Below are 18,992 nucleotides of genomic sequence, written 5' to 3'. Positions count from 1 at the left end.
CCGGGCGTCACAGGTCGCGCACGTCTGCGCGTGGCCGATAGTCTTGGGGGCGACCCGTTCCATACACCAAGGAGCACACCCATGGCCCTTATCGATGCCATCCACGCCCGCGAGATCCTCGATTCCCGCGGCAACCCGACGGTCGAGGTCGAGGTTCTCCTCAGCGACGGATCGCTCGGCCGCGCCGCCGTGCCCTCGGGCGCCTCGACGGGCGAGTTCGAGGCCGTGGAGCGCCGCGACGGCGACAAGGGCCGCTACCTGGGCAAGGGCGTCCAGCAGGCGGTCGAGGCCGTCCTCGACCAGATCGCCCCGGCACTGACGGGCTTCGACGCAACCGACCAGCGCGCCATCGACCAGGCCATGATCGACCTCGACGGCACCGCCAATAAGGGCAACCTCGGCGCCAACGCCATCCTCGGCGTCTCGCTCGCCGTGGCCAGCGCAGCCGCCGACTCCGCCAACCTCCCGCTCTACAAGTACCTGGGCGGCCCGAACGCCCACGTGCTGCCGGTGCCCCTCATGAACATCCTCAACGGCGGCTCGCACGCGGACTCCGACGTGGACATCCAGGAGTTCATGATTGCCCCGATCGGCGCCGAGACGTTCTCGGAAGGCCTCCGCTGGGGCGTCGAGGTCTACCACAGCCTCAAGAGCGTGCTCAAGGACAAGGGTCTCGCCACGGGCCTCGGCGATGAGGGCGGGTTCGCCCCGAACCTGCCGTCCAACCGGGCCGCGCTCGAGCTCATCACCGAGGCCATCCAGAAGGCCGGCTACGCCCCGGGCAAGGACATTGCGCTCGCGCTCGATGTCGCCTCGTCCGAGTTCTTCAAGGACGGCGCTTACCAGTTCGAGGGCAAGTCCCTCTCGGCGGCCGACATGAGCGCGTACTACGCGCAGCTCGTGGAGGACTTCCCCCTCGTCTCGATCGAGGACCCGCTCGACGAGAACGACTGGGAGGGCTGGAAGACGCTCACGGACGCGATCGGCGACAAGGTCCAGCTCGTCGGAGACGACCTCTTCGTGACCAACCCCGAGCGCCTCCAGCAGGGCATCGACGCCAACACGGCCAACTCCCTGCTCGTGAAGGTCAACCAGATCGGCTCGCTCACCGAGACGCTCGACGCCGTGTCCCTCGCCCAGCGCTCGGGCTACACGACGATCACCTCGCACCGCTCCGGCGAGACCGAGGACACGACCATCGCGGACATCTGCGTGGCCACCAACGCCGGCCAGATCAAGACCGGCGCGCCGGCCCGCTCCGAGCGCGTGGCGAAGTACAACCAGCTCCTGCGCATCGAGGAAGAGCTCGACGACGCTGCCCGCTACGCCGGCCGCAGCGCCTTCCCGCGCTTCAAGGGCTGACGCCCGGTCTGCACCGCTCCCGCCGAGCCTGCACCCCGTGAGGACCCGCGGCGGCTATCGTTGACAGGACGATGGCCGCCGCGGCGCCGTCTCCGGGCCACCTGCTGAGCCCGTGGTGCGGGGCGACACGGCGGCGTGGCAGACAAAGGACCCGCACAGCAAGGAGCTCCCATGGCGACGCGTCGACCGGCCGTGCCGCGCACGCCGGCCACGAAGCGGACCGCACCCCCGGCGGCGGCCGAGGTGCCAGTCGCGGCACCTCCGAGCCCCGAACCCGCGTCCTCGCCGTCAGCCAAGCCGACGAGGCGTCCCCGGGCCTCGAAGGGACCCAAGACCCCCCTGCGCACCCCCGTCCCGACCGACGACACGCCCGTGCCCGCCCGGGCCTTCTCCGGCCGGATCGTGGCGCTCGTCGTGGTCCTCGTCGCGATCACCATCATGCTCGCCCCCACCGTGAGGGTTTTCCTCGACCAGCGGGCGGAGATCAGCTCCCTGCAGGCCGACATCGCCGCCAAGCAGGCTGAGCAGGGCAGCCTCAAGGACTCGATCTCCCGCTGGCAGGACCCCAACTACGTCAAACAGCAGGCCCGGGACCGCATTAATATGGTCATGCCCGGTGAGACCTCCTACTGGGTCTTCGGCCAGGGTGGCGGGGTTACCGCCGGCACCGGCGGCAGCAGCCCCGTCACCCCGGACAGCGGCGGGGACAAGCCGTGGGCCCAGGGCTTCTGGGACTCCCTCACGAGGGCCGCCACCGAGTGACGTCCCTCTGGGCGCCTGCGGCCGGAGGCAGAAGGCCGGGCAGAGCACCGGTGCCCACGCGCCGTCGTGCGCTGCAGCGAACAGACCAAGGACAGTGACCACCGTGACCGAGACCACCCCCACGCCGGGCGCCCTTCCCGACGCCCCGACCGAGGCAGACCTGGACGTCCTCAGCCGCCAGCTCGGCCGGCCCGTGCGGGACGTCGTCGCGATCCCGGCACGGTGCGTGTGCGGCAATCCCCTCGTGGCCGCGACGGCGCCCCGCCTCTCCAACGGCACCCCGTTCCCGACCACGTTCTACCTCACCCATCCCGTCATCACCTCTGCCGTCTCGCGGCTCGAGGCCAGTGGGCTCATGGCAGAGATGAACGAGCGCCTCGCGGCGGACTCCGTGCTCGCTGCCGCCTATCAGGACGCGCACCGGGCCTACCTCGCGGCCCGGGCGGAGATCGGCCGGCGCGCCGGGACGGGACCGGTGCCGGAGATCGACGGGGTCTCCGCGGGCGGGATGCCCACCCGTGTCAAGTGCCTCCACGTCCTCGTGGGGCAGTCGCTCGCACTCGGCCCCGGCGTGAACCCCCTGGGGGACGAGGCCATCGAGGCGATCGCCCCCTGGTGGACGGCCGAGCGCTGCTACTGCGCCGGTGCCTGGAACACGGAGGGCGCGGCGCCCCAGAAGGACCTCTCCCGGCACGGACCCCAGGGCCTGCCGTCCATGACGGGCAGGCCCGCCCCGGTGCGCGGAGCGAAGGGCGCCGACGGCGCTCCTGCGGACGGGGGCCGTCCGTGAGGGTCGCCGGGATTGACTGTGGCACCAACTCGATCCGTCTGCTCGTGGCGGACTCGGCCGACGACGACGGCGTGGGGCGCCTGGTCGACGTGCACCGCGAGATGAGGATCGTGCGGCTCGGGCAAGGCGTCGACGCCACCGGAATGCTCGCGCCCGAGGCGCTCGCGCGGACCTTCGCGGCTGCCGACGACTATGCGGCCACGGTGCGGGACCTCCACGCCGAGCACGTGCGGTTCGTCGCGACCTCAGCGATGCGGGACGCACGCAACCGCGACGAGTTCATGGCGGGGATCCGCGAGCGGTTCGGGGTCGAGGCGGAGATCATCCCGGGAACCGAAGAGGCAGCCCTGAGCTTCGCCGGCGCGGCGAGCGTGCTGCCGCTGGACCAGGGCCGGCCCGTGCTCGTGGTCGATCTGGGCGGCGGCAGCACCGAGTTCGTGCTCGGGGACGCCGCGGGAGTGATCGCCTCGCGCTCGATCGACATGGGCTGTGTCCGGCTCACCGAACGTCACCTGCGCTCAGACCCGCCCACTGCGGAGGAGGTCGCGGCCGCCGAGCGCGACGTCGACGCCGGGATCGAGCAGGCGCTCGCCGAGGTGCCGCTTGCCGAGGCGACCGCGGTGATCGGCGTCGCCGGATCCATCACCACCATCACTGCCCACGCGCTCGCACTGCCCGCCTACCTGCCGGAGCGGATCCACGGCGCCGAGCTGGCGGTGGCCCAGGTGGCGCGGGCGTGCACATCGCTGCTCGGACTCTCGCACGCCGAGCGGGCGGCCCTGCCCTACATGCATCCGGGCCGGGTCGACGTCATCGGCGCGGGTGCGCTCGTGTGGCGCCGCATCCTGGGCCGCCTCGGCGAGCTCACCGGCGGCCGGATCGAGACCGCGATCACGAGCGAGCACGACATCCTGGACGGCATCGCGCTGAGCACCCTGGAGCGGCCGGGCCCGCTGCCCCGGAAGGCCACGTGATCCGACGCTCCCTGGCCCTGGCCGCCTCGTCGCTCATCGCTTTCGCCTTCGCCGCCCTCGGGCTCCTGCCGGTGGCGCCGGCGGCGAGGGCGGACAGCATCCGTGACCGCGAGTACTGGCTTGACGAGTACGGGATCACCAAGGCGTGGGAGGTGTCGAAGGGCGCAGGGGTCACCGTGGCGGTGATCGACAGCGGGGTGGACGGCACGCACCCCGACCTGCGCGGCGTCGTCGTCGGCGGTCACGACTCCTCCGGCGCCGGGACACCGGATGGCCAGAAGCCGCTGGGTGCCAAGCCGGAACACGGCACCCTCGTGGCCACCATGCTTGCCGGGCGCGGGCATTCGAGCGCTCCGCAGACCGGGACCCAGACCGCTCCCCAGACCCAGGCCCAGACCGGCGCGGCGGCCAGCGGGGGGCCGGACGGCGTGGTCGGGGTGGCGCCGGAGGCCCGGCTGCTCACCGCCTCCACCTGGCTCGGCTCGGCCAATCCCGCCGGGAGGACGGACATCGAGCAGATCCCCGACGCAGTGCGCTGGGCGGTCGACCAGGGTGCCAAGGTCATCAACATCTCGCTCGGCAGTTCCTCGCCCGTCTGGCCCCAGAGCTGGGATGCGGCGTTCCTCTACGCCGAGCAGCGGGACGCGGTCGTCGTTGCGGCGGCCGGGAACCGGCTGGGCGGCAACGTCCAGGTCGGCGCCCCGGCGACCATTCCCGGCGTGCTGACCGTGGCTGGCCTCGACCGCCAGGGAGCCGCGAGCATCGACTCCTCCTCCCAGGGAATCAGCATCGGGGTGGCCGCGCCGGCCGAGCAGCTCGTGGGCGGCCTCCCCGGGGGTCAGTACGCCGAGTGGGCCGGCACGTCCGGCGCCGCGCCCATCGTCTCGGGCGTCGCGGCACTCATCCGGTCGAAGTGGCCGCAGATGAGCGCAGCCCAGGTGATCAACCGCATCGTGGCCACCGCCAAGGACGCCGGCACCCCCGGCACTGACCCGATCTACGGGCACGGTATCCTCGACGCGGCCGCTGCCCTGACCGCCGAGGTCCCCGAGGTCTCTTCCAACCCACTGGGCTCGATCGCGGACTGGATCCGGGTCCACCGCAAGGGAGCGGCCGCGCCGTCCGCACCGTCCGCACAGGCAGGGGCGCCAGCCGGCGGAACGGCTGGAGGGGATCCGGCTTCCGTGCCGATTGCGGAGCCTTCGCCGCCGGCACCGCACGCCGACCAGGCCGAGAGCCCTTGGCCGGCAGTCACCGTCCTCGGTTCCGCCGGTGTGGTCCTCGCCGTGGCTGCAGGGGGCGCGCTGCACGTGGGCAGACGGGCGTCGCGGGAGCGGAACACTACCGGCCCGTCGCGATAGTGAATTTTTTCACAAACTGGTACGCTTGAGCCATGCCTTCCTCCCTGCAGCTTGTCGACCGCCCCCGCGTCCTCGTCGCCGGTGGCGGATACGTGGGCCTCTACGTCGCCCTCAACCTCCAGAAGAAGATCGCCGCGGCCGGCGGAATCGTCACGGTCGTCGATCCCAACCCCTACATGACCTACCAGCCGTTCCTGCCCGAGGTGGCCGGCGGCAACATCGAGGCGCGCCATGCCGTCGTCTCCCTCCGCGAGCACCTCAAGGGCAGCGAGGTCATCCAGGGCTCCGTCACGAGCATCGATCACGCCAACCGCAAGGCCGTCGTCGAGCTCCCGGGCGACCAGGGCACCATCGAGGTCCCCTACGTGGACGTGGTCCTCGCCGCGGGCGCGATTACCCGCACCTTCCCGATCCCCGGCCTCGCCGAGAAGGGCATCGGCAACAAGACCATCGAGGAGGCCGTCGCCCTCCGCAACCAGGTGCTCGAGCGCATCGAATTCGCCTCGACCGCCACCGACCCGGCCGAGCGCAGGCGCGCCCTGACCTTCGTGGTCGTGGGCGGCGGCTTCGCCGGCATCGAGACCATCGCCGAACTCGAGGACCTCGCCCGCGAGGCAGTGCGCAACAACGGCCGCCTCCGCCAGGAGGAGGTGCGCTTCGTCCTCGTCGAGGCCATGGGCCGCATCATGCCCGAGGTCACGGCCGAGCAGGCCGATTGGGTCGTGGGCCACCTGCAGAGCCGCGGCATCGAGGTGCTCCTGAACACCTCCCTCGCCAGCGCCGAGGGCACCCTGAAGCTCATCAGCATGCCGGACAAGGCACCGGCCGACGAGTTCGAGGCGGACACCCTCATCTGGACCGCAGGCGTCCAGGCGAACCCGATGGTCCGCTCCACCGACTTCCCGCTCGAGCCGCGCGGCCGCGTCCGCGTCCTCCCTGACCTGCGCATTGCCGGCGACGAGGGGATCGTCGAGAACGCGTGGGCGGCCGGCGACATCGCCGCAGTTCCGGACCTGACCGGCAAGGGCCTCCCGGACGGCACCTGCGTTCCCAACGCCCAGCACGCACTGCGACAGGCCAAGGTCCTCGCGGACAACCTGTGGGCCAATCGCTGGGACAAGCCGCTCACTGACTACAAGCACAAGAACCTCGGCGCCGTTGCGGGTTTCGGCCCGTGGAAGGGCGTGGCGAACATCAACCTGTTCGGCCGCATCGGCCTCAAGGGCCCGCTCGCCTGGCTCGCTCACCGTGGCTACCACGGCATGGCCATCCCGACCGCGGAGCGGAAGTTCCGCGTCATCCTCGACTGGTTCTCCTCGCTCTTCGCCGGCCGCGACACGACTCCGCTCCAGGGCCTCGAGAACCCACGCGCCGCGTTTGAGACGGCGGCCCGCCCGGCCCCGAAGCCCGCTGCAGCGGCACCCGCCCCGGCCGAGAAGACCGGCGAGTCGAATGTCAAGGTCCCCGCTGGCGTCAAGTGACGCTGCAGGACTCCTGAGCTGACCCACGACGGCGGCCGCTCCCTTCTGCGCAGGGGGGGCGGCCGCCGTCGGTATGCGAGCCTCGGGCGGCACCCCGGAAGGGGCTACGCTGGGGGCGCGCCCCAGTAGCCCAATCGGCAGAGGCAGCGGACTTAAAATCCGCTCAGTCAGGGTTCGAATCCCTGCTGGGGCACCGGTTTCCATACGTTACAAGGCTGTGACCTGAATCACTGTGATGAGCATTACGCGTTCAACTAGCCTGTCCTTAATCAGGAACACCTGATTGTTCGCATCTGGGGAGCTGCCATGCCCCCCGATGGAGGAGAGAACGCATGATTCAACGTCACTTCGTGACGCCCCGAGCCGCCAAGCTTGCTGCTCTGGGCGTCGGAGTCGCGCTGCTGGCGACAGCCTGCGGCGGCACGTCCAGCACGCCGTCGGGCTCCAGCAGCTCCAGCGCCGCGGCCGCCGGCATCTCCTGCCCGGCGCCGTCCTCAAGCGGAGGATCGTCCTCGGCGGCGGGCAAGACGGTAGCGCCAGCGGACGTCCCGAAGTCGTCGACGACGTCGCCCACCCCGCTCAAGCTCGGTACGCTGCTCCCGCAGACCGGTGCCCTCGCGTTCCTCGGCCCACCGGAAATCGCCGGCGTCAACCTCGCCGTCAAGCAGATCAACGATGCGGGCGGCGTGCTCGGCCACCCGGTCGACGTGATCCATCGCGATTCCGGCGACACCACCACTGACATCGCGACCCAGTCCGTCACCAACCTGCTCGGCCAGGGAGTGAGCGCCATCATCGGCGCCGCCTCGTCGGGCGTGTCCAAGACGGTCATCAACCAGATCACCGGCGCCGGCGTCGTGCAGTTCTCGCCGGCCAACACCTCGCCGGACTTCTCCACGTGGGACGCCAAGGGCCTCTACTGGCGCACGGCCCCCTCGGACGTGCTGCAGGGCCGGGTGCTCGGCAACTACATGGCCTCCTGCGGTGCCCAGACGCTCGGCATGATCGTCCTCAACGACTCCTATGGCACGGGCCTCCGGGATAACGTCAAGAAGGCGTTCGAGGGAGCCGGCGGCAAGGTCGTCGAGGAGCAGCTGTTCAACGAGGGCGATTCGCAGTTCAGCTCTCAGGTGGACAAGGTCGTGGCCGCCAAGCCGGACGCGATTGCGGTCATCTCGTTCGACCAGGCCAAGCAGATCGTGCCCCTCCTGACGGCCAAGGGCATCAAGCCGACCCAGATGTTCTTCGTGGACGGGAACACCGCCGACTACAGCAAGGACTTCGCCGCCGGGACTCTCACGGGCGCTCAGGGGACCCAGCCGGGGACCTTCGCCAAGGATGACTTCAAGGCGCAGCTCAAGACCATCGACTCCTCCCTCGTGAACTACAACTACGCGGGCGAGTCGTGGGATGCCGCGAACCTCATCGCGCTGGCGGCTGAGAAGGCCAAGAGCACCAAGGGCACGGACATCGCCGCCCAGTTCGTGGACATCACGCACGGCAGCAACCAGTGCACCGACTTCCCGAGCTGCGTGACCCTGCTGCGCCAGGGCAAGGACATCCACTACATGGGCAAGTCCGGGCCGGTGAGCTTCGCCAAGAACGGCGATCCGCAGGAGGCCTACATCGGCATCTACAAGTTCGACGACAAGAACGTGCCGCAGCCTCTCAAGGAGGAGTACGGCAAGCTCAGCTGACGCAGTGGTTTCCACGGCTCAATGACGCAAGGCCCCGGCCCCCTGAGGGGGCCGGGGCCTCGTCGTTGCGCCTCGCCGTTGCGGGAGCGCGCCACATGGCCCGCCGCGTACGACGGCGCCGCTCGCCTTGCAAGGGGAGCGGCGCCGTCGAGCGTGTGGTCAGGGACCTATTTGCCCTCGCCTTCCACCGTCTCGGCGAGCGTGCCGAGGTACAGCTGGATGACCTTGGGATCCTTGAGCAGCTCGCGCCCCGTGCCCGTGTATGCATCGCGGCCCTGGTCCAGCACATAGCCGCGGTCGCAGATCTGCAGGCAGCGCCGGGCGTTCTGCTCCACCATGATCACGGAGACGCCTGCCCGGTTGATCTCATGGACACGCAGGAAGGTCTCGTCCTGCTTGACGGGGGAGAGACCGGCGGATGGCTCGTCGAGCAGGAGGACGGCGGGGTCCATCATGAGCGCCCGTCCCATCGCAACCATCTGCCGTTCGCCGCCCGAGAGGGACCCGGCTCGCTGGGCCCGGCGCTTGCCGAGTTCGGGGAAGAGGTCGGTGACGAAGTCCCAGCGCTCCTTGAAGACCTTGGGACGCTGGAACAGCCCCATCTGCATGTTCTCCTCGATCGTGAGCGTGGTGAACACGTTGTTGTTCTGCGGGACGAACCCAAGGCCCCGGCTCACAAGCTTGTTCGCCTTGAGCCCGGTGAGATCCTGTCCGCGGACCACGACAGAGCCCGAGTGCACCTTGACGAGGCCGAACATGGCCTTCAGGAGCGTCGACTTCCCGGCCCCGTTCGGTCCGATGATGCCGATGAGCTCGCCCTTGCGGGCCTCGATGCTGCAGCCGTTGAGGATGTTGACCCCGGGAATGTAGCCGGCCACGAGATTGGTGACGCTCACGACCGCGTCCCCGGCCGCCGCCGTCTGGGGCGCCTCGGGTGCCCGCTGCTCGCTCATTCGTCCACCTTCTTCTCCGTCTCGGCGCTGTGGGGTGCAGGGGGCGAGGCGGGATCGCGGACCTCGCCCGGTCCGGGTTCCCGATGCCGCGCCTCGCCTGTCCGGCGCCCCGCGTCTCCGTTGTGGCCCACCCTGAGCGTCTCCGCACCCTCGTGGATCGCCTCCGGGGCGATCATGCCGGCGTCTTCGGTGCCCACCACGGACTGGTCGTCGGCGGCGAGCTCCTCCTCGAGCTCCTCGACACCGCCGGCGGCGCCAAGGTCGACGTCGTGGTGTGCCCCGAGGTAGGCATCGATGACCGCTTGATCCTTCATGACCTCGGTGGGCGGCCCCTCGGCCACGACCTTTCCCTCGGCCATGACCACCACCCAGTCGGCGATGTGCCGCACCATGTGCATGTCGTGCTCGACGAAGAGTACGGTCATGCCCTCGGCCTTGAGGTTCTTGATGTGGTCGAGCAGGCTCTGGGTCAGCGCTGGGTTGACGCCGGCCATGGGCTCGTCCAACATGACGAGCTTCGGCCGGACCATGAGCGCGCGCGCCATTTCGAGGAGCTTGCGCTGGCCTCCGGAGAGCGAGGCCGCGTAGTCGTCGCGCTTCGTGTCCAGTTTGAACTTCGTCAGCAGGCCCTCGGCCTGGTCGGTGATGTCCTTCTCCCGCCCGCCCCAGATGCCGCGGAAGAGCGCATTGCGCAGCTTCTCGCCCGGCTGCTCGGAGGCGCCGAGACGCATGTTCTCCATGACGGTGAGCTTGCCCATGACCTTGGTGAGCTGGAAGGTGCGCACCATTCCGAGACGTGCCACCTTGTAGGAGGACATGCCGGCCAAGTCCGTGCCCTCGAACTGCCACTTGCCGGAGTTCGGGGTGTCGAACCCGGTGAGCAGGTTGAACAGGGTGGTCTTGCCAGCACCGTTGGGCCCGATGAGGGCCGTGATCTTGTGGCGCGGGATCTCGAGGTGCTCGACGTCGACGGCGTTGATGCCACCGAAGCGGCGGGTGACGTTGTCCGCGATGACGATCGGGTCCCGCTTCCTGCAGCCCGGAGCCGCGGCCCCCTCGGCGATGGGGCGGGTGTCTGTCATGTAGTCGATGGTGCCGCTGGATTCCGCGGCGGCGTTGCCTGTCTCGCTCATGAGAACGCGAGCTCCTTCTTGTTGCCGAACACACCCTGTGGTCGGAAGATCATCAGCAGCATGAGTGCCACACCCACGAGGATGTACCTCAGCTGGCCGGCCTGCGTGGTGCTCAGGAACGGCAGGACACCGATGTTGATGAGCCCGTACAGGACGTTCTGGGTCAGGGACAGCACGACCCAGAAGATCATGGCGCCCACGATCGGGCCGAGGACGGTGGACATGCCGCCGAGGAGGAGGCAGGTCCAGAGGAAGAACGTGAACTCCGTGCCGTAGTTCGCCGGCTGGACGACGTCTCGGGGGAGAGTGAAGACGAGGCCCGCGAGGGCGCCGAAGATCCCGCCGATGATAAGGGCCTGCATCTTGTACGAGTAGACGTTCTTGCCGAGGGAGCGCACCGCCATCTCGTCCTCGCGGATCCCCTTCAGGACCCTGCCCCAGGGGCTCCGCATGAGCAGCCACACGACGACCGCGAGGATGATCACGAGCCCCCAGCCGAAGACGCGGTAGAAGAAGTCTGGGCTGCTGTATCCGAGGTAGTTGCCCGCGGGGAACGGGTTGAGCTTCAGGAAGTCCTGCCGGAAGCCGGCCAGGCCGTTGGCGGAGCCCGTCACGTCCGTGAGGGTGTTGGTGGTGACCACGTAGCGGATGATCTCCGCGGCGGCGATCGTGACGATGGCGAGGTAGTCCGCCCGGAGCCGCAGGGTCGGGATGCCGAGGATGAGCGCGAACACCACGGACGCGATCACCGCGACGATGAGCGCGAGCCAGAACGGGAACTGCAGATGGATCGTCGTCATCGCGAAGGCGTAGGCGCCCACCGCGATGAATCCCGCCTGGCCGAAGTTCAGCAGGCCGGAGTAGCCGAAGTGCACCGCGAGGCCCAGCGCGGCAAGCGCGTATGCGGCGGTCGTGGGGCTGAAGAGCTCACCGAGGGCTTCAATGAGGATCTGTCCGAAATCCATGGTGGCCTCCTAGCCCACTCGCTCGCGGCGGCCGAGGATGCCCTGCGGCCGGAAGAGGAGGACGAGGATCATCACGACCAGCGCCCCGACGTATTTGAGATCTGAGGTCAGGCCGAACACCGTAGTGAGCTCCACGAAGACACCCACGATGACTGAACCGACGAGGGCGCCGAAGACCGTGCCGAGGCCACCCAGCGTGACGCCGGCGAAGATCATCAGCAGGATCTGCTGGCCCATGTTGAAGCTCACGCCGGGCCGGTAGTAGGCCCACAGGATGCCGCCGAGCGCTGCGAGGAAGCCGCCCGTGATCCAGACGAGCCGGATGACGCGGTCGACGTCGATGCCACTCGCCGCCGCAAGCGCCGGATTGTCCGCCACCGCGCGGGTCGCCTTGCCGAGCCGTGTGCGCAGGAGGGCGAAGGCGACCAACAGCATGACCACGACCGAGATCAGCAGTGACCACAGGTTGTTGGGCGATACCGAGACAGGGCCGAGCTGGACGTCGGTGGACTGGGAGTAGGGGAGCTGCTGGGTCGCACCGCCGAAGAAGAAGAGGATGACGTACCGGGTGGCGAGCGCGAGGCCGATGCTGACGATCATCATCGGCACGAGGCCCGTGCCCCTGCGCCGCAGCGGCTTCCACAGCCACGCGTCCTGGACCCACCCGAAGGCGACGCCGGCCGCGAGCCCCGCGATCACCGCAAGCCAGAAGGGTGCGCCGACAGCGCTGAGCGAGAACACGACGACCGCGCCGAGCGTCACCATCTCGCCGTGGGCGAAGTTCGTCAGGCCCGTGGTGCCGAAGATGAGCGAGAGCCCGACCGCGGAGAGGGCCAGCAGCAGGCCGAAGCTCAGGCCGGCTACGAGACGGTTGGCGAGGTTGGTGAAGAAGCTCTCCTGGTGGACTTGGATGCCAGCGCCGAAGGCGAAGATGGTGCTCGCATTCGAGGTCTGGTTGAAGGTCACGGTGCGGGGGTTCTCCTGGCCGTCAGCGAGCTTGACCCCGTTGGGAAGGGTGGACTCGTCGAGCGTGACCTTGTAGCTGCCCTGGGTGGGCACGGAGATGCTCCATGCGCCGGATGCGGCGGACGTGGCGCTTCCGCTGAACCCGTTGCCCTCGGCGGTGATCTTGACGCCCTCCAGCGGCTGGCCGGCGTTCCGCAGGAAGCCGGAGATGGTGTTCTGGAACTGCGACTGGCTGGAGCTCGGGCCGGGGCTGGGCGAGGTCGTCGCGCCGGCAGCCGGGGGAAATGCCAAGAGCACTGCAAGGATGACGCCGAGGAGGGCGCCGGCGGCCGCGAGCACGCGTGGTACGCGTTGGCGGGCGGCCAGGCCTGTGCTGGTCACGAAGGGCCTCCGTCTTTCCGGGGTGGGGCTGGCGGGCCAGCCGAAACGGTCGGTGCAGCGGGCGCAGCCCGTCGCGGACCCGGAAGCGGGAGTGTGACGCGGATCACCCGTTGGAGGTCATGCTACTAGGGCAATGAGGCCACCCTTGGGCCTGAAGGGCTCTCTGAGGTCGCGATCCGGTAACGACTTGGGGGCCTCAGAGGTAGAGGCCGAGATCGCTCGCCGGCTCGCCGTGCTCGGCGACCGCGTGGACGTCGCGCTCCCGCAGGAGGATGTAGTCGTGGGCCGCGACCTCGACTTCGGAGCGGTCCTCCGGGTCGAAGAGTACGCGGTCCCCGATGGAGACCTGCCGGACGCTCGGCCCCGCCGCCACCACCTGCGCCCACGCGAGCCGCTTTCCGAGGACGGCGGTGGCAGGGATGACGATTCCGGACGCCGACCGGCGCTCGCTGGCCTCCCTGTCGAGCTCGACCAGGAGGCGGTCGTGGAGCATGCGCAGGGGAAGCGTGGGGCGTGAGGGGGCGGACTCGTTCGGCACCGGGACATTCTAGCGAGCCCGCTCCCGGCGAACGGCCTGTCGTGGACCCCCAAGCTGCCAGCCGCGGGGAACCTTCCGGGCCCTCCGTGCGTGGTCACTGTAGGCCGTCCCTGCAGCACCCGCGGGGCGGGACTGCATTTCGACCGAGGAGCCGACATGTCATTTGGGGGAAACCCCGTCTTCCGGGGGAAGAACTACAAGAGCGCCATCGCGACGGCGCCGCCCGTGCCCACGGGCCACTACGGGCAGAACCCTTACTCCCAGCAGCCCTACGGCCAGCAGGCGCCCTACGGGCAGCAGGCGCCGTATGGCCAGCAGGCGCCGTATGGCCAGCAGGCGCCGTATGGCCAGCAGGCGCCGTACGGGCAGTACCCGCAGCAGCCGATGTCTCCCGAGCAGCTGGACGAGCTGTACCGCTCGCCGTCGGCCGGCCCGGTGGAAACGGGCCGGATGACGTACGACGACGTGATCGTCCGCACGCTCGCGTGCCTCGGTCTCGTGGTGGTCGGCGCCGCTGTGACTCTGGCCATGCCGGCAAGCGCCGCTATGGGGCTCATGGTCCTCGGCGCGATCGGCGGATTCGTGCTGGCGCTCGTGAACTCGTTCAAGCGCGAGCCGGTGGCAGGTCTCATCCTGGCCTACGCCGCCCTCGAGGGCCTCTTCCTCGGTGGGATCACGAGGATCATCGACGCCTTCGCCCCCGGGGTCGGGTTCCAGGCCGTGCTGGGGACGCTGGTCGTGACGGGCGTGACGCTTGCGCTCTACAAGAGCGGCAAGGTCCGGGCGACTCCGGGCCTGATGAAGTTCTTCCTCATCGCAGTCGTCGGCTACCTCGGGTTCAGCCTCCTGAACCTCGGCCTGATGCTCTTCGGTGTCGTGCAGAACCCCTGGGGGCTGCGCGGCATGACGGTGGCGGGCATTCCCCTCGGCGTGCTGGTCGGGCTCGTGGCGATCGTCCTTGCCGCGATCTCGCTCATCTTCGACTTCAACTCGGTCGAGCAGGGCGTCCGCGCCGGTGCCCCGCGTCGCTACGCGTGGACCGCGGCGTTCGGCCTCACGGTGACCCTGGTGTGGCTGTACACGGAGATCCTGCGCCTGCTGGCCATCTTCAACAGCAACGACTGACGCACGAGGTCCAGGTCCCCGACCTCGAAAGGCCCCGCGGCGCGCCGCCCGAGAGCTCTCGCCCCCTCGAGATGAGAGGGCGAGCGTCTCCGGCAGCCTGCTGCGGGGTCTTGGCGTCAGAGGACGCGCCCGGCGCCCCCTGCCGGTGAGACGCTGAACAGCTCCGGACGGGCGAACCCGGCCTTCTCGAACGCAGCGAGCACGGCAGCGCTGACAGCGTCTCCACGGTCGAGGGGAACGAGGGCGATGGCGGAACCGCCGAAGCCGCCGCCGGTCATTCGCGCACCGAGCGCGCCTGCCTCGCGTGCCGCGGCCACCGCGAGGTCCAGCTCGGGGCACGAGATCTCGAAGTCGTCGCGCATCGAGGCGTGGCTTGCATCGAGGAGGGGGCCGATGCCGCGGGGCCCGTCGGCCCGCAGGACCCGCACCGTCTCATGCACTCGCTCGTCTTCGGTGACGACGTGGCGCACCCGGCGGAACGTGGTCGGGTCGAGGAGTGCGCGGGCCTCAGGGAGGTCCGCGGGGGAGACATCGCGCAGCGCCGGCACGCCGAGGACCTCCGCAGCGAGTTCGCAGGCGGCCCGGCGGCTCGCGTAGCCGCCCTCGGCGTGGGAGTGGGCCACGGTGGTGTCCACGACGAGGATGCCAAGGCCGGCGGCTGCCGGATCGAAGGGGATGAGCTCCGCGCTCTGGTCCCGGCAGTCCAAGAGGACGGCGTGGCCCGCCTCCCCGCGCAGCGACGCCGACTGGTCCAGGATTCCGGTCGGAGCGCCCACAAACCCGTTCTCGGCCTGCTGAGTGAGGAGCACGAGATCCTCCACGCGCAGTTCCGCGCCGGCCAGCTCGGCGAGGGCAATCGCCACCGCGCATTCGATGGCGTGGGAGGACGAGAGGCCAGCCCCGACCGGGACCGTGGAGTCCAGCGCGAGGTCGAACCCGGGTACCGGCGTGCCGCGGAGGCCGAGCGCCCAGGCCACGCCCGCCGGGTACACGGACCACGCGCGGGCAGACCCTTTCGAGAGCGTATCGAGGTCCAGTTCGATGACCTCCCCGCCATGGCCCGGACGGCCGGGGTCCCGGCGGGTGGTGGTGAGACGTGCAGTGCGGTCGGGCCGGGCACGGAGGGCCACGTGGGCGGCGAGGCCGATCGCAAAGGGCAGAGCGAAGCCCTCGTTGTAGTCCGTGTGCTCCCCGATGAGGTTCACGCGTCCCGGTGCGCGCCACACGCCGTCGGGCGCCCCGCCGAACGCGGAGGAGAACGCCTCGAGGACCGCGGCCGTGGGCGCCGGGAGATTGGGCTGGGTCATGCCTCGTCCTCTCCACTGTGGTTCCCCCTCGGCCCCGGGCCCGCCAGCCGCGAGCCCGCCGGCCCCGGACCGGCCGGCTGGCGGCCGGCCTGCCCGAGCACCGCACGGAGGCGCTCCGCGACCTGCTCTGCGGTGGTGTCGGTGATGAAGGCCCCCATCGCAGCCTCCGAGCCCGCAAGGTACTTGAGCTTGTCTGCGGCCCGGCGCGGTGAGGTGAGCTGGAGGTGGAAGCGTGTCGCTGGCCGAAGCAGCGGATCGAGTGGTGCCTGGTGCCAGGCGGCGATGTAGGGCGTGGGAGTGGCGTAGAGCGCGTCCACGGCGCCGAGGAGGGAAAGGTAGACCGAGGCGAGCTCGTCCTTCTCCTCGCCGGTGAGCGAGGTGAAGTCCGCGGCGTCGCGGTGGGGGACCAGATGGACCTCGAGCGGCCAGCGTGCGGCGAACGGCACGAAGGCGCTGAAGTGGCTGCCCTCGAGCACCATGCGTTCGCCCGCGGCGCGCTCGCGGCCGAGAAGGGAGCCCAGGAGGGTGGCCTTGCCGTCGGCGTGGTCGTAGAAGCGGCGGGCGGCGGCGCCCAGCTGGGACGCCCGTGGGGTCACGTAGGGGTAGGCGTAGATCTGTCCGTGCGGATGGTGGAGGGTGACTCCGATGTCTGCGCCGCGGTTCTCGAACGGGAAGACCTGCCGCACGCCCGGCAGCGAGCTGAGCGCCGCCGTACGGTGGGCCAGGGCCTCGACCACCGTGCGGGCCCGCTCGTAGGGCAGGTCCGCGAAGGATCCGCTGTGGTCCGAGGTGAAGGACACCACCTCGCACCGGCCCGCGGCCGCGGCGGCGACGCCCCAGGGGAGCGAGCCGGGGAGCTCGGCCAGGCCGGGACCGAGGGAGGGGAAGCGGTTCTCGAACACCGCGACGTCGTAGTCCGGATCGGGGATCTCGGAGGCGTGGGTGGGGGTGCTCGGGCAGAGGGGGCACTCGTCGGCTGGCGGGAGATGGGTGCGGGACTGGCGGTGTGCCGCCACGGCGACCCATTCCCCGGAGAGCTCGTCGTACCGCAGCTCGCCCTCAGGAGCTCTTCCCGTTAGCCGGCGGGTGTCCGCCATGTGCTGGCGGGGAGGGCTGCCTGGGTCGTCGAAGTAGATGAGCTCGCGTCCGTCGGAGAGCCTTGTGCCCGTGATGAGGGGTTGGCGCCTCATGCGCTCCGCGATTCGCCGACGGCGGCCACGACGAGGTCGGGCACGTTCTGGCGGAGCTCCTCGAGGGCGCTCGTGGAGAGCGCGTCATCCGTGATGAGGGTGTCCACGGCGCTCAAGGGGAGGATCCGGGCGAGGCTCACGAGGCCGTACTTGCTGTGGTCTGCGAGGACCACGAGGCGCGCCGCGGACTCTGCCGCCGCACGGTTCGTCTCGGCCTCCAGCATGTTCGGGGTGGTCAGCCCGGCGCGGGGATGGAGTCCATGGACCCCCATGAAGCAGGTCTCGACATGCAGCTGGCGCAGCGTCGAGGTCGCGAGTGGGCCTACGAGTGCCTCCGACGGCGTGCGCTCGCCGCCGGTGAGGATGGTCCGGACGCTGCCGTTGGACGCATCGCCGAGCGCCTCGGCGACCTTGATCGAGTTCGTCGCGACCGTGAGGTCGGGCACCGTCGCGAGCAGCTGCGCGAAGGTGAAGGTGGTGGTGCCCGCCGTCACGAAGATCGTTGCCCCTGGCCTCACGAGCTCGAGTGCGCGGGCGGCGATCGCCCCCTTGGCGTCGGGTCGGTGCTCGCTCTTGGCCGCGAACCCGAGCTCGGCGAAGCCGACTTCGGTGGGCCGCGCGGCTCCTCCGTGGACTCGGCGCGCAAGCCCCTGCAGCTCGAGCTGCTCGATGTCCCGGCGGATTGTCATCTCCGAGACGCCAAGCGCGGCCGCGAGCTCCGTGACGCGCACCGCCTCGCGTCGTTCCAGCTCGGCCACGATGTAGGCTTGGCGCTCTGCAGCCAGCATGCCGTCCCCCTCTTGGGCATGCGGCCGGATCTGGGCCGCATGCCACGATCTAACTAGACTACGATCTAACACAAACAACATTTTTTCTAACAAAATGTAACATCGTTCGGGCCTGCCGGGAAGAGCCATCGCCGAATGCGTGGGGCGATCCGCGGCGCTAGCGTTGGCCCCATGACTGCATCCCCGACCAACACTCCCGCCACCGGGCGCCAGTTCGAGCTCCGGCGCGCGGGCGGAGTCGTCGTCGTGACCGAGCTCGCGGCCGCCCTGCGCTCCTACTCGCGCGACGGCGTCGCCCTCACCGAGACGTTCGGCGACGACCAGATCCCCCCGAACGCGGCAGGCATCACCCTCGCCCCGTGGGCCAACCGCATCGAGGATGGGCGCTGGATCCTCGACGGTGCCCCGCAGCAGCTGGACATCACCGAGCCTTCCCGCGGCCACGCAAGCCACGGCCTGCTGCGCAACACCGGCTACACGCCCGTGGAGGCCACCGAGTCCTCGGTGGTGCTCGAGGCCAGCGCCTTCCCCCAGCACGGCTACCCGTTCCTGGTGCGGCATCGCGTCGAATATGCGCTCGACGCCGACGGCGGCCTGAGCGTGACCCAGACCCTCAGCAACGACTCCTCCCGGCGCGCGCCCTACGTCCTCGGGGCGCACCCCTACCTGCGTCTCGGCGAGGTTCCCACGGAGCTGCTCACCCTCACCGTTCCGGCTGCGACGCGCCTCGTCGCCGACGGGCGGCTCATCCCGCGCGGCTCCGCGCCCGTCGCAGGCGAGTGGGACCTGCGTGCCGGCCGCGTTGTGGGCGGGCTCTCCCTCGACTGCGCCTACACGGACCTGGCCTTCGCTCCGGCGCCTGCCCCGCAGGACGGCGCGGAGCCTGCCCCGCAGCACGGCGCGGAGCCGGCCGCGCACGACGGCGCCGGCGCACCGAGCGCCGCGGGGGCGCCCGGCGTCGTGCGCGCCACCCTCGCGGACGCCGACGGCCGAAGCGTCTGGCTGTGGCTCGAGGACTCCTGCCGGTACCTCCACGTCTTCGTCACGGACAGGTTCCCCGGCCGGCCTACAGCGGTGGCGCTGGAACCCATGACCGGCGCCGCCAACGCCTTCAACTCCGGCGAGGGGCTGAGGTGGCTCGAGCCCGGCGCCTCCGCGTCGATGCGATGGGGGATCGGCTCCGATCTGAAGAAGGGCCGGCCCTGATGAAAGGATGGGG

The 18,992-nt window shown here is 70.1% G+C and carries 17 protein-coding genes and 1 tRNA gene; 10 read left to right on the top strand and 8 right to left on the bottom strand.

Annotated features, from left to right (window positions below; genetic code table 11):
• Positions 1-81 precede the first annotated feature (81 nt).
• The 8 genes from eno (at position 82) to IE231_RS08275 (ending at position 8,427) form a co-directional block, all read left to right on the top strand.
• Positions 82-1,362 carry a phosphopyruvate hydratase gene (gene eno, locus IE231_RS08310; RefSeq protein ID WP_189693470.1) on the top strand — a complete coding sequence of 427 codons (1,281 nt, stop codon included), beginning with the start codon at positions 82-84 and terminating at the stop codon, positions 1,360-1,362.
• A gap of 171 nt (positions 1,363-1,533) precedes the next feature.
• Entirely contained in the window at positions 1,534-2,124 is a 591-nt protein-coding gene (locus tag IE231_RS08305) for an FtsB family cell division protein (protein WP_189693469.1), read from the top strand.
• Between the two features lie 103 nt (positions 2,125-2,227).
• Positions 2,228-2,914, top strand: coding sequence for a DUF501 domain-containing protein (locus IE231_RS08300; protein WP_189693468.1), 687 nt, complete (start codon positions 2,228-2,230; stop codon positions 2,912-2,914).
• Entirely contained in the window at positions 2,911-3,888 is a 978-nt protein-coding gene (locus IE231_RS08295; protein ID WP_189693467.1) for a Ppx/GppA phosphatase family protein, read from the top strand. The genes IE231_RS08300 and IE231_RS08295 overlap by 4 nt, the downstream gene beginning before the upstream one ends.
• Positions 3,888-5,249 (top strand): S8 family serine peptidase, encoded by a 1,362-nt coding sequence (locus IE231_RS08290; protein ID WP_374189429.1) that lies wholly within the window; start codon positions 3,888-3,890, stop codon positions 5,247-5,249. The genes IE231_RS08295 and IE231_RS08290 overlap by 1 nt, the downstream gene beginning before the upstream one ends.
• Positions 5,250-5,281: 32 nt before the next feature.
• Entirely contained in the window at positions 5,282-6,730 is a 1,449-nt protein-coding gene (locus IE231_RS08285; protein ID WP_189693465.1) for an NAD(P)/FAD-dependent oxidoreductase, read from the top strand.
• A 119-nt stretch (positions 6,731-6,849) separates the two neighbouring features.
• Positions 6,850-6,923, top strand: a tRNA-Leu gene (locus IE231_RS08280).
• Positions 6,924-7,062: 139 nt separating this feature from the next.
• Positions 7,063-8,427 (top strand): ABC transporter substrate-binding protein, encoded by a 1,365-nt coding sequence (locus IE231_RS08275; protein ID WP_189693464.1) that lies wholly within the window; start codon positions 7,063-7,065, stop codon positions 8,425-8,427.
• Positions 8,428-8,594: 167 nt separating this feature from the next.
• Here IE231_RS08275 and IE231_RS08270 read toward each other — a convergent pair whose 3' ends face one another.
• The 5 genes from IE231_RS08270 to IE231_RS08250 all read right to left on the bottom strand — a co-directional run bounded on the left by IE231_RS08270 (position 8,595) and on the right by IE231_RS08250 (position 13,318).
• Positions 8,595-9,380, bottom strand: coding sequence for an ABC transporter ATP-binding protein (locus IE231_RS08270; protein ID WP_189693463.1), 786 nt, complete (start codon positions 9,378-9,380; stop codon positions 8,595-8,597).
• A complete protein-coding gene (locus tag IE231_RS08265; protein ID WP_189693462.1) occupies positions 9,377-10,513 on the bottom strand; it encodes an ABC transporter ATP-binding protein in 1,137 nt (378 codons plus the stop codon). The genes IE231_RS08270 and IE231_RS08265 overlap by 4 nt, the downstream gene beginning before the upstream one ends.
• The gene (locus IE231_RS08260; RefSeq protein WP_189693461.1) at positions 10,510-11,478 is read right to left on the bottom strand and encodes a branched-chain amino acid ABC transporter permease; all 969 of its coding nucleotides are present in this window, start codon (positions 11,476-11,478) and stop codon (positions 10,510-10,512) included. The genes IE231_RS08265 and IE231_RS08260 overlap by 4 nt, the downstream gene beginning before the upstream one ends.
• A gap of 9 nt (positions 11,479-11,487) precedes the next feature.
• Positions 11,488-12,783: a branched-chain amino acid ABC transporter permease gene (locus IE231_RS08255; protein ID WP_189693597.1), complete on the bottom strand. Its 1,296-nt coding sequence runs from the start codon at positions 12,781-12,783 to the stop codon at positions 11,488-11,490.
• A gap of 238 nt (positions 12,784-13,021) precedes the next feature.
• Complete coding sequence (locus tag IE231_RS08250) at positions 13,022-13,318, bottom strand: GroES family chaperonin (protein WP_189693596.1); 297 nt, start codon at positions 13,316-13,318, stop codon at positions 13,022-13,024.
• Between the two features lie 201 nt (positions 13,319-13,519).
• Between IE231_RS08250 and IE231_RS08245 the strand changes: the two genes are divergently transcribed.
• Positions 13,520-14,488: a Bax inhibitor-1/YccA family protein gene (locus IE231_RS08245; RefSeq protein ID WP_189693460.1), complete on the top strand. Its 969-nt coding sequence runs from the start codon at positions 13,520-13,522 to the stop codon at positions 14,486-14,488.
• Between the two features lie 116 nt (positions 14,489-14,604).
• Here IE231_RS08245 and galK read toward each other — a convergent pair whose 3' ends face one another.
• The 3 genes from galK to IE231_RS08230 are packed head-to-tail and all read right to left on the bottom strand — an operon-like array spanning position 14,605 to position 17,773.
• Positions 14,605-15,795, bottom strand: coding sequence for a galactokinase (gene galK / locus IE231_RS08240; RefSeq protein WP_189693459.1), 1,191 nt, complete (start codon positions 15,793-15,795; stop codon positions 14,605-14,607).
• Positions 15,792-16,985, bottom strand: a complete 1,194-nt coding sequence (gene galT, locus IE231_RS08235) for a galactose-1-phosphate uridylyltransferase (protein WP_189693458.1) — start codon at positions 16,983-16,985, stop codon at positions 15,792-15,794. Before galT ends, galK begins: the two co-directional genes overlap by 4 nt.
• Complete coding sequence (locus tag IE231_RS08230; RefSeq protein WP_189693457.1) at positions 16,982-17,773, bottom strand: DeoR/GlpR family DNA-binding transcription regulator; 792 nt, start codon at positions 17,771-17,773, stop codon at positions 16,982-16,984. Before IE231_RS08230 ends, galT begins: the two co-directional genes overlap by 4 nt.
• Positions 17,774-17,944: 171 nt before the next feature.
• On the opposite strand from IE231_RS08230, the gene IE231_RS08225 reads away from it, so the two are divergent.
• Positions 17,945-18,979 carry an aldose 1-epimerase family protein gene (locus IE231_RS08225; protein ID WP_189693456.1) on the top strand — a complete coding sequence of 345 codons (1,035 nt, stop codon included), beginning with the start codon at positions 17,945-17,947 and terminating at the stop codon, positions 18,977-18,979.
• The last annotated feature ends 13 nt before the right edge of the window (positions 18,980-18,992 follow it).

It is taken from the genome of Sinomonas cellulolyticus (assembly GCF_014656475.1).
Classification (GTDB): domain Bacteria; phylum Actinomycetota; class Actinomycetes; order Actinomycetales; family Micrococcaceae; genus Sinomonas; species Sinomonas cellulolyticus.
This window is presented reverse-complemented; position numbering and strand designations above follow the sequence as displayed.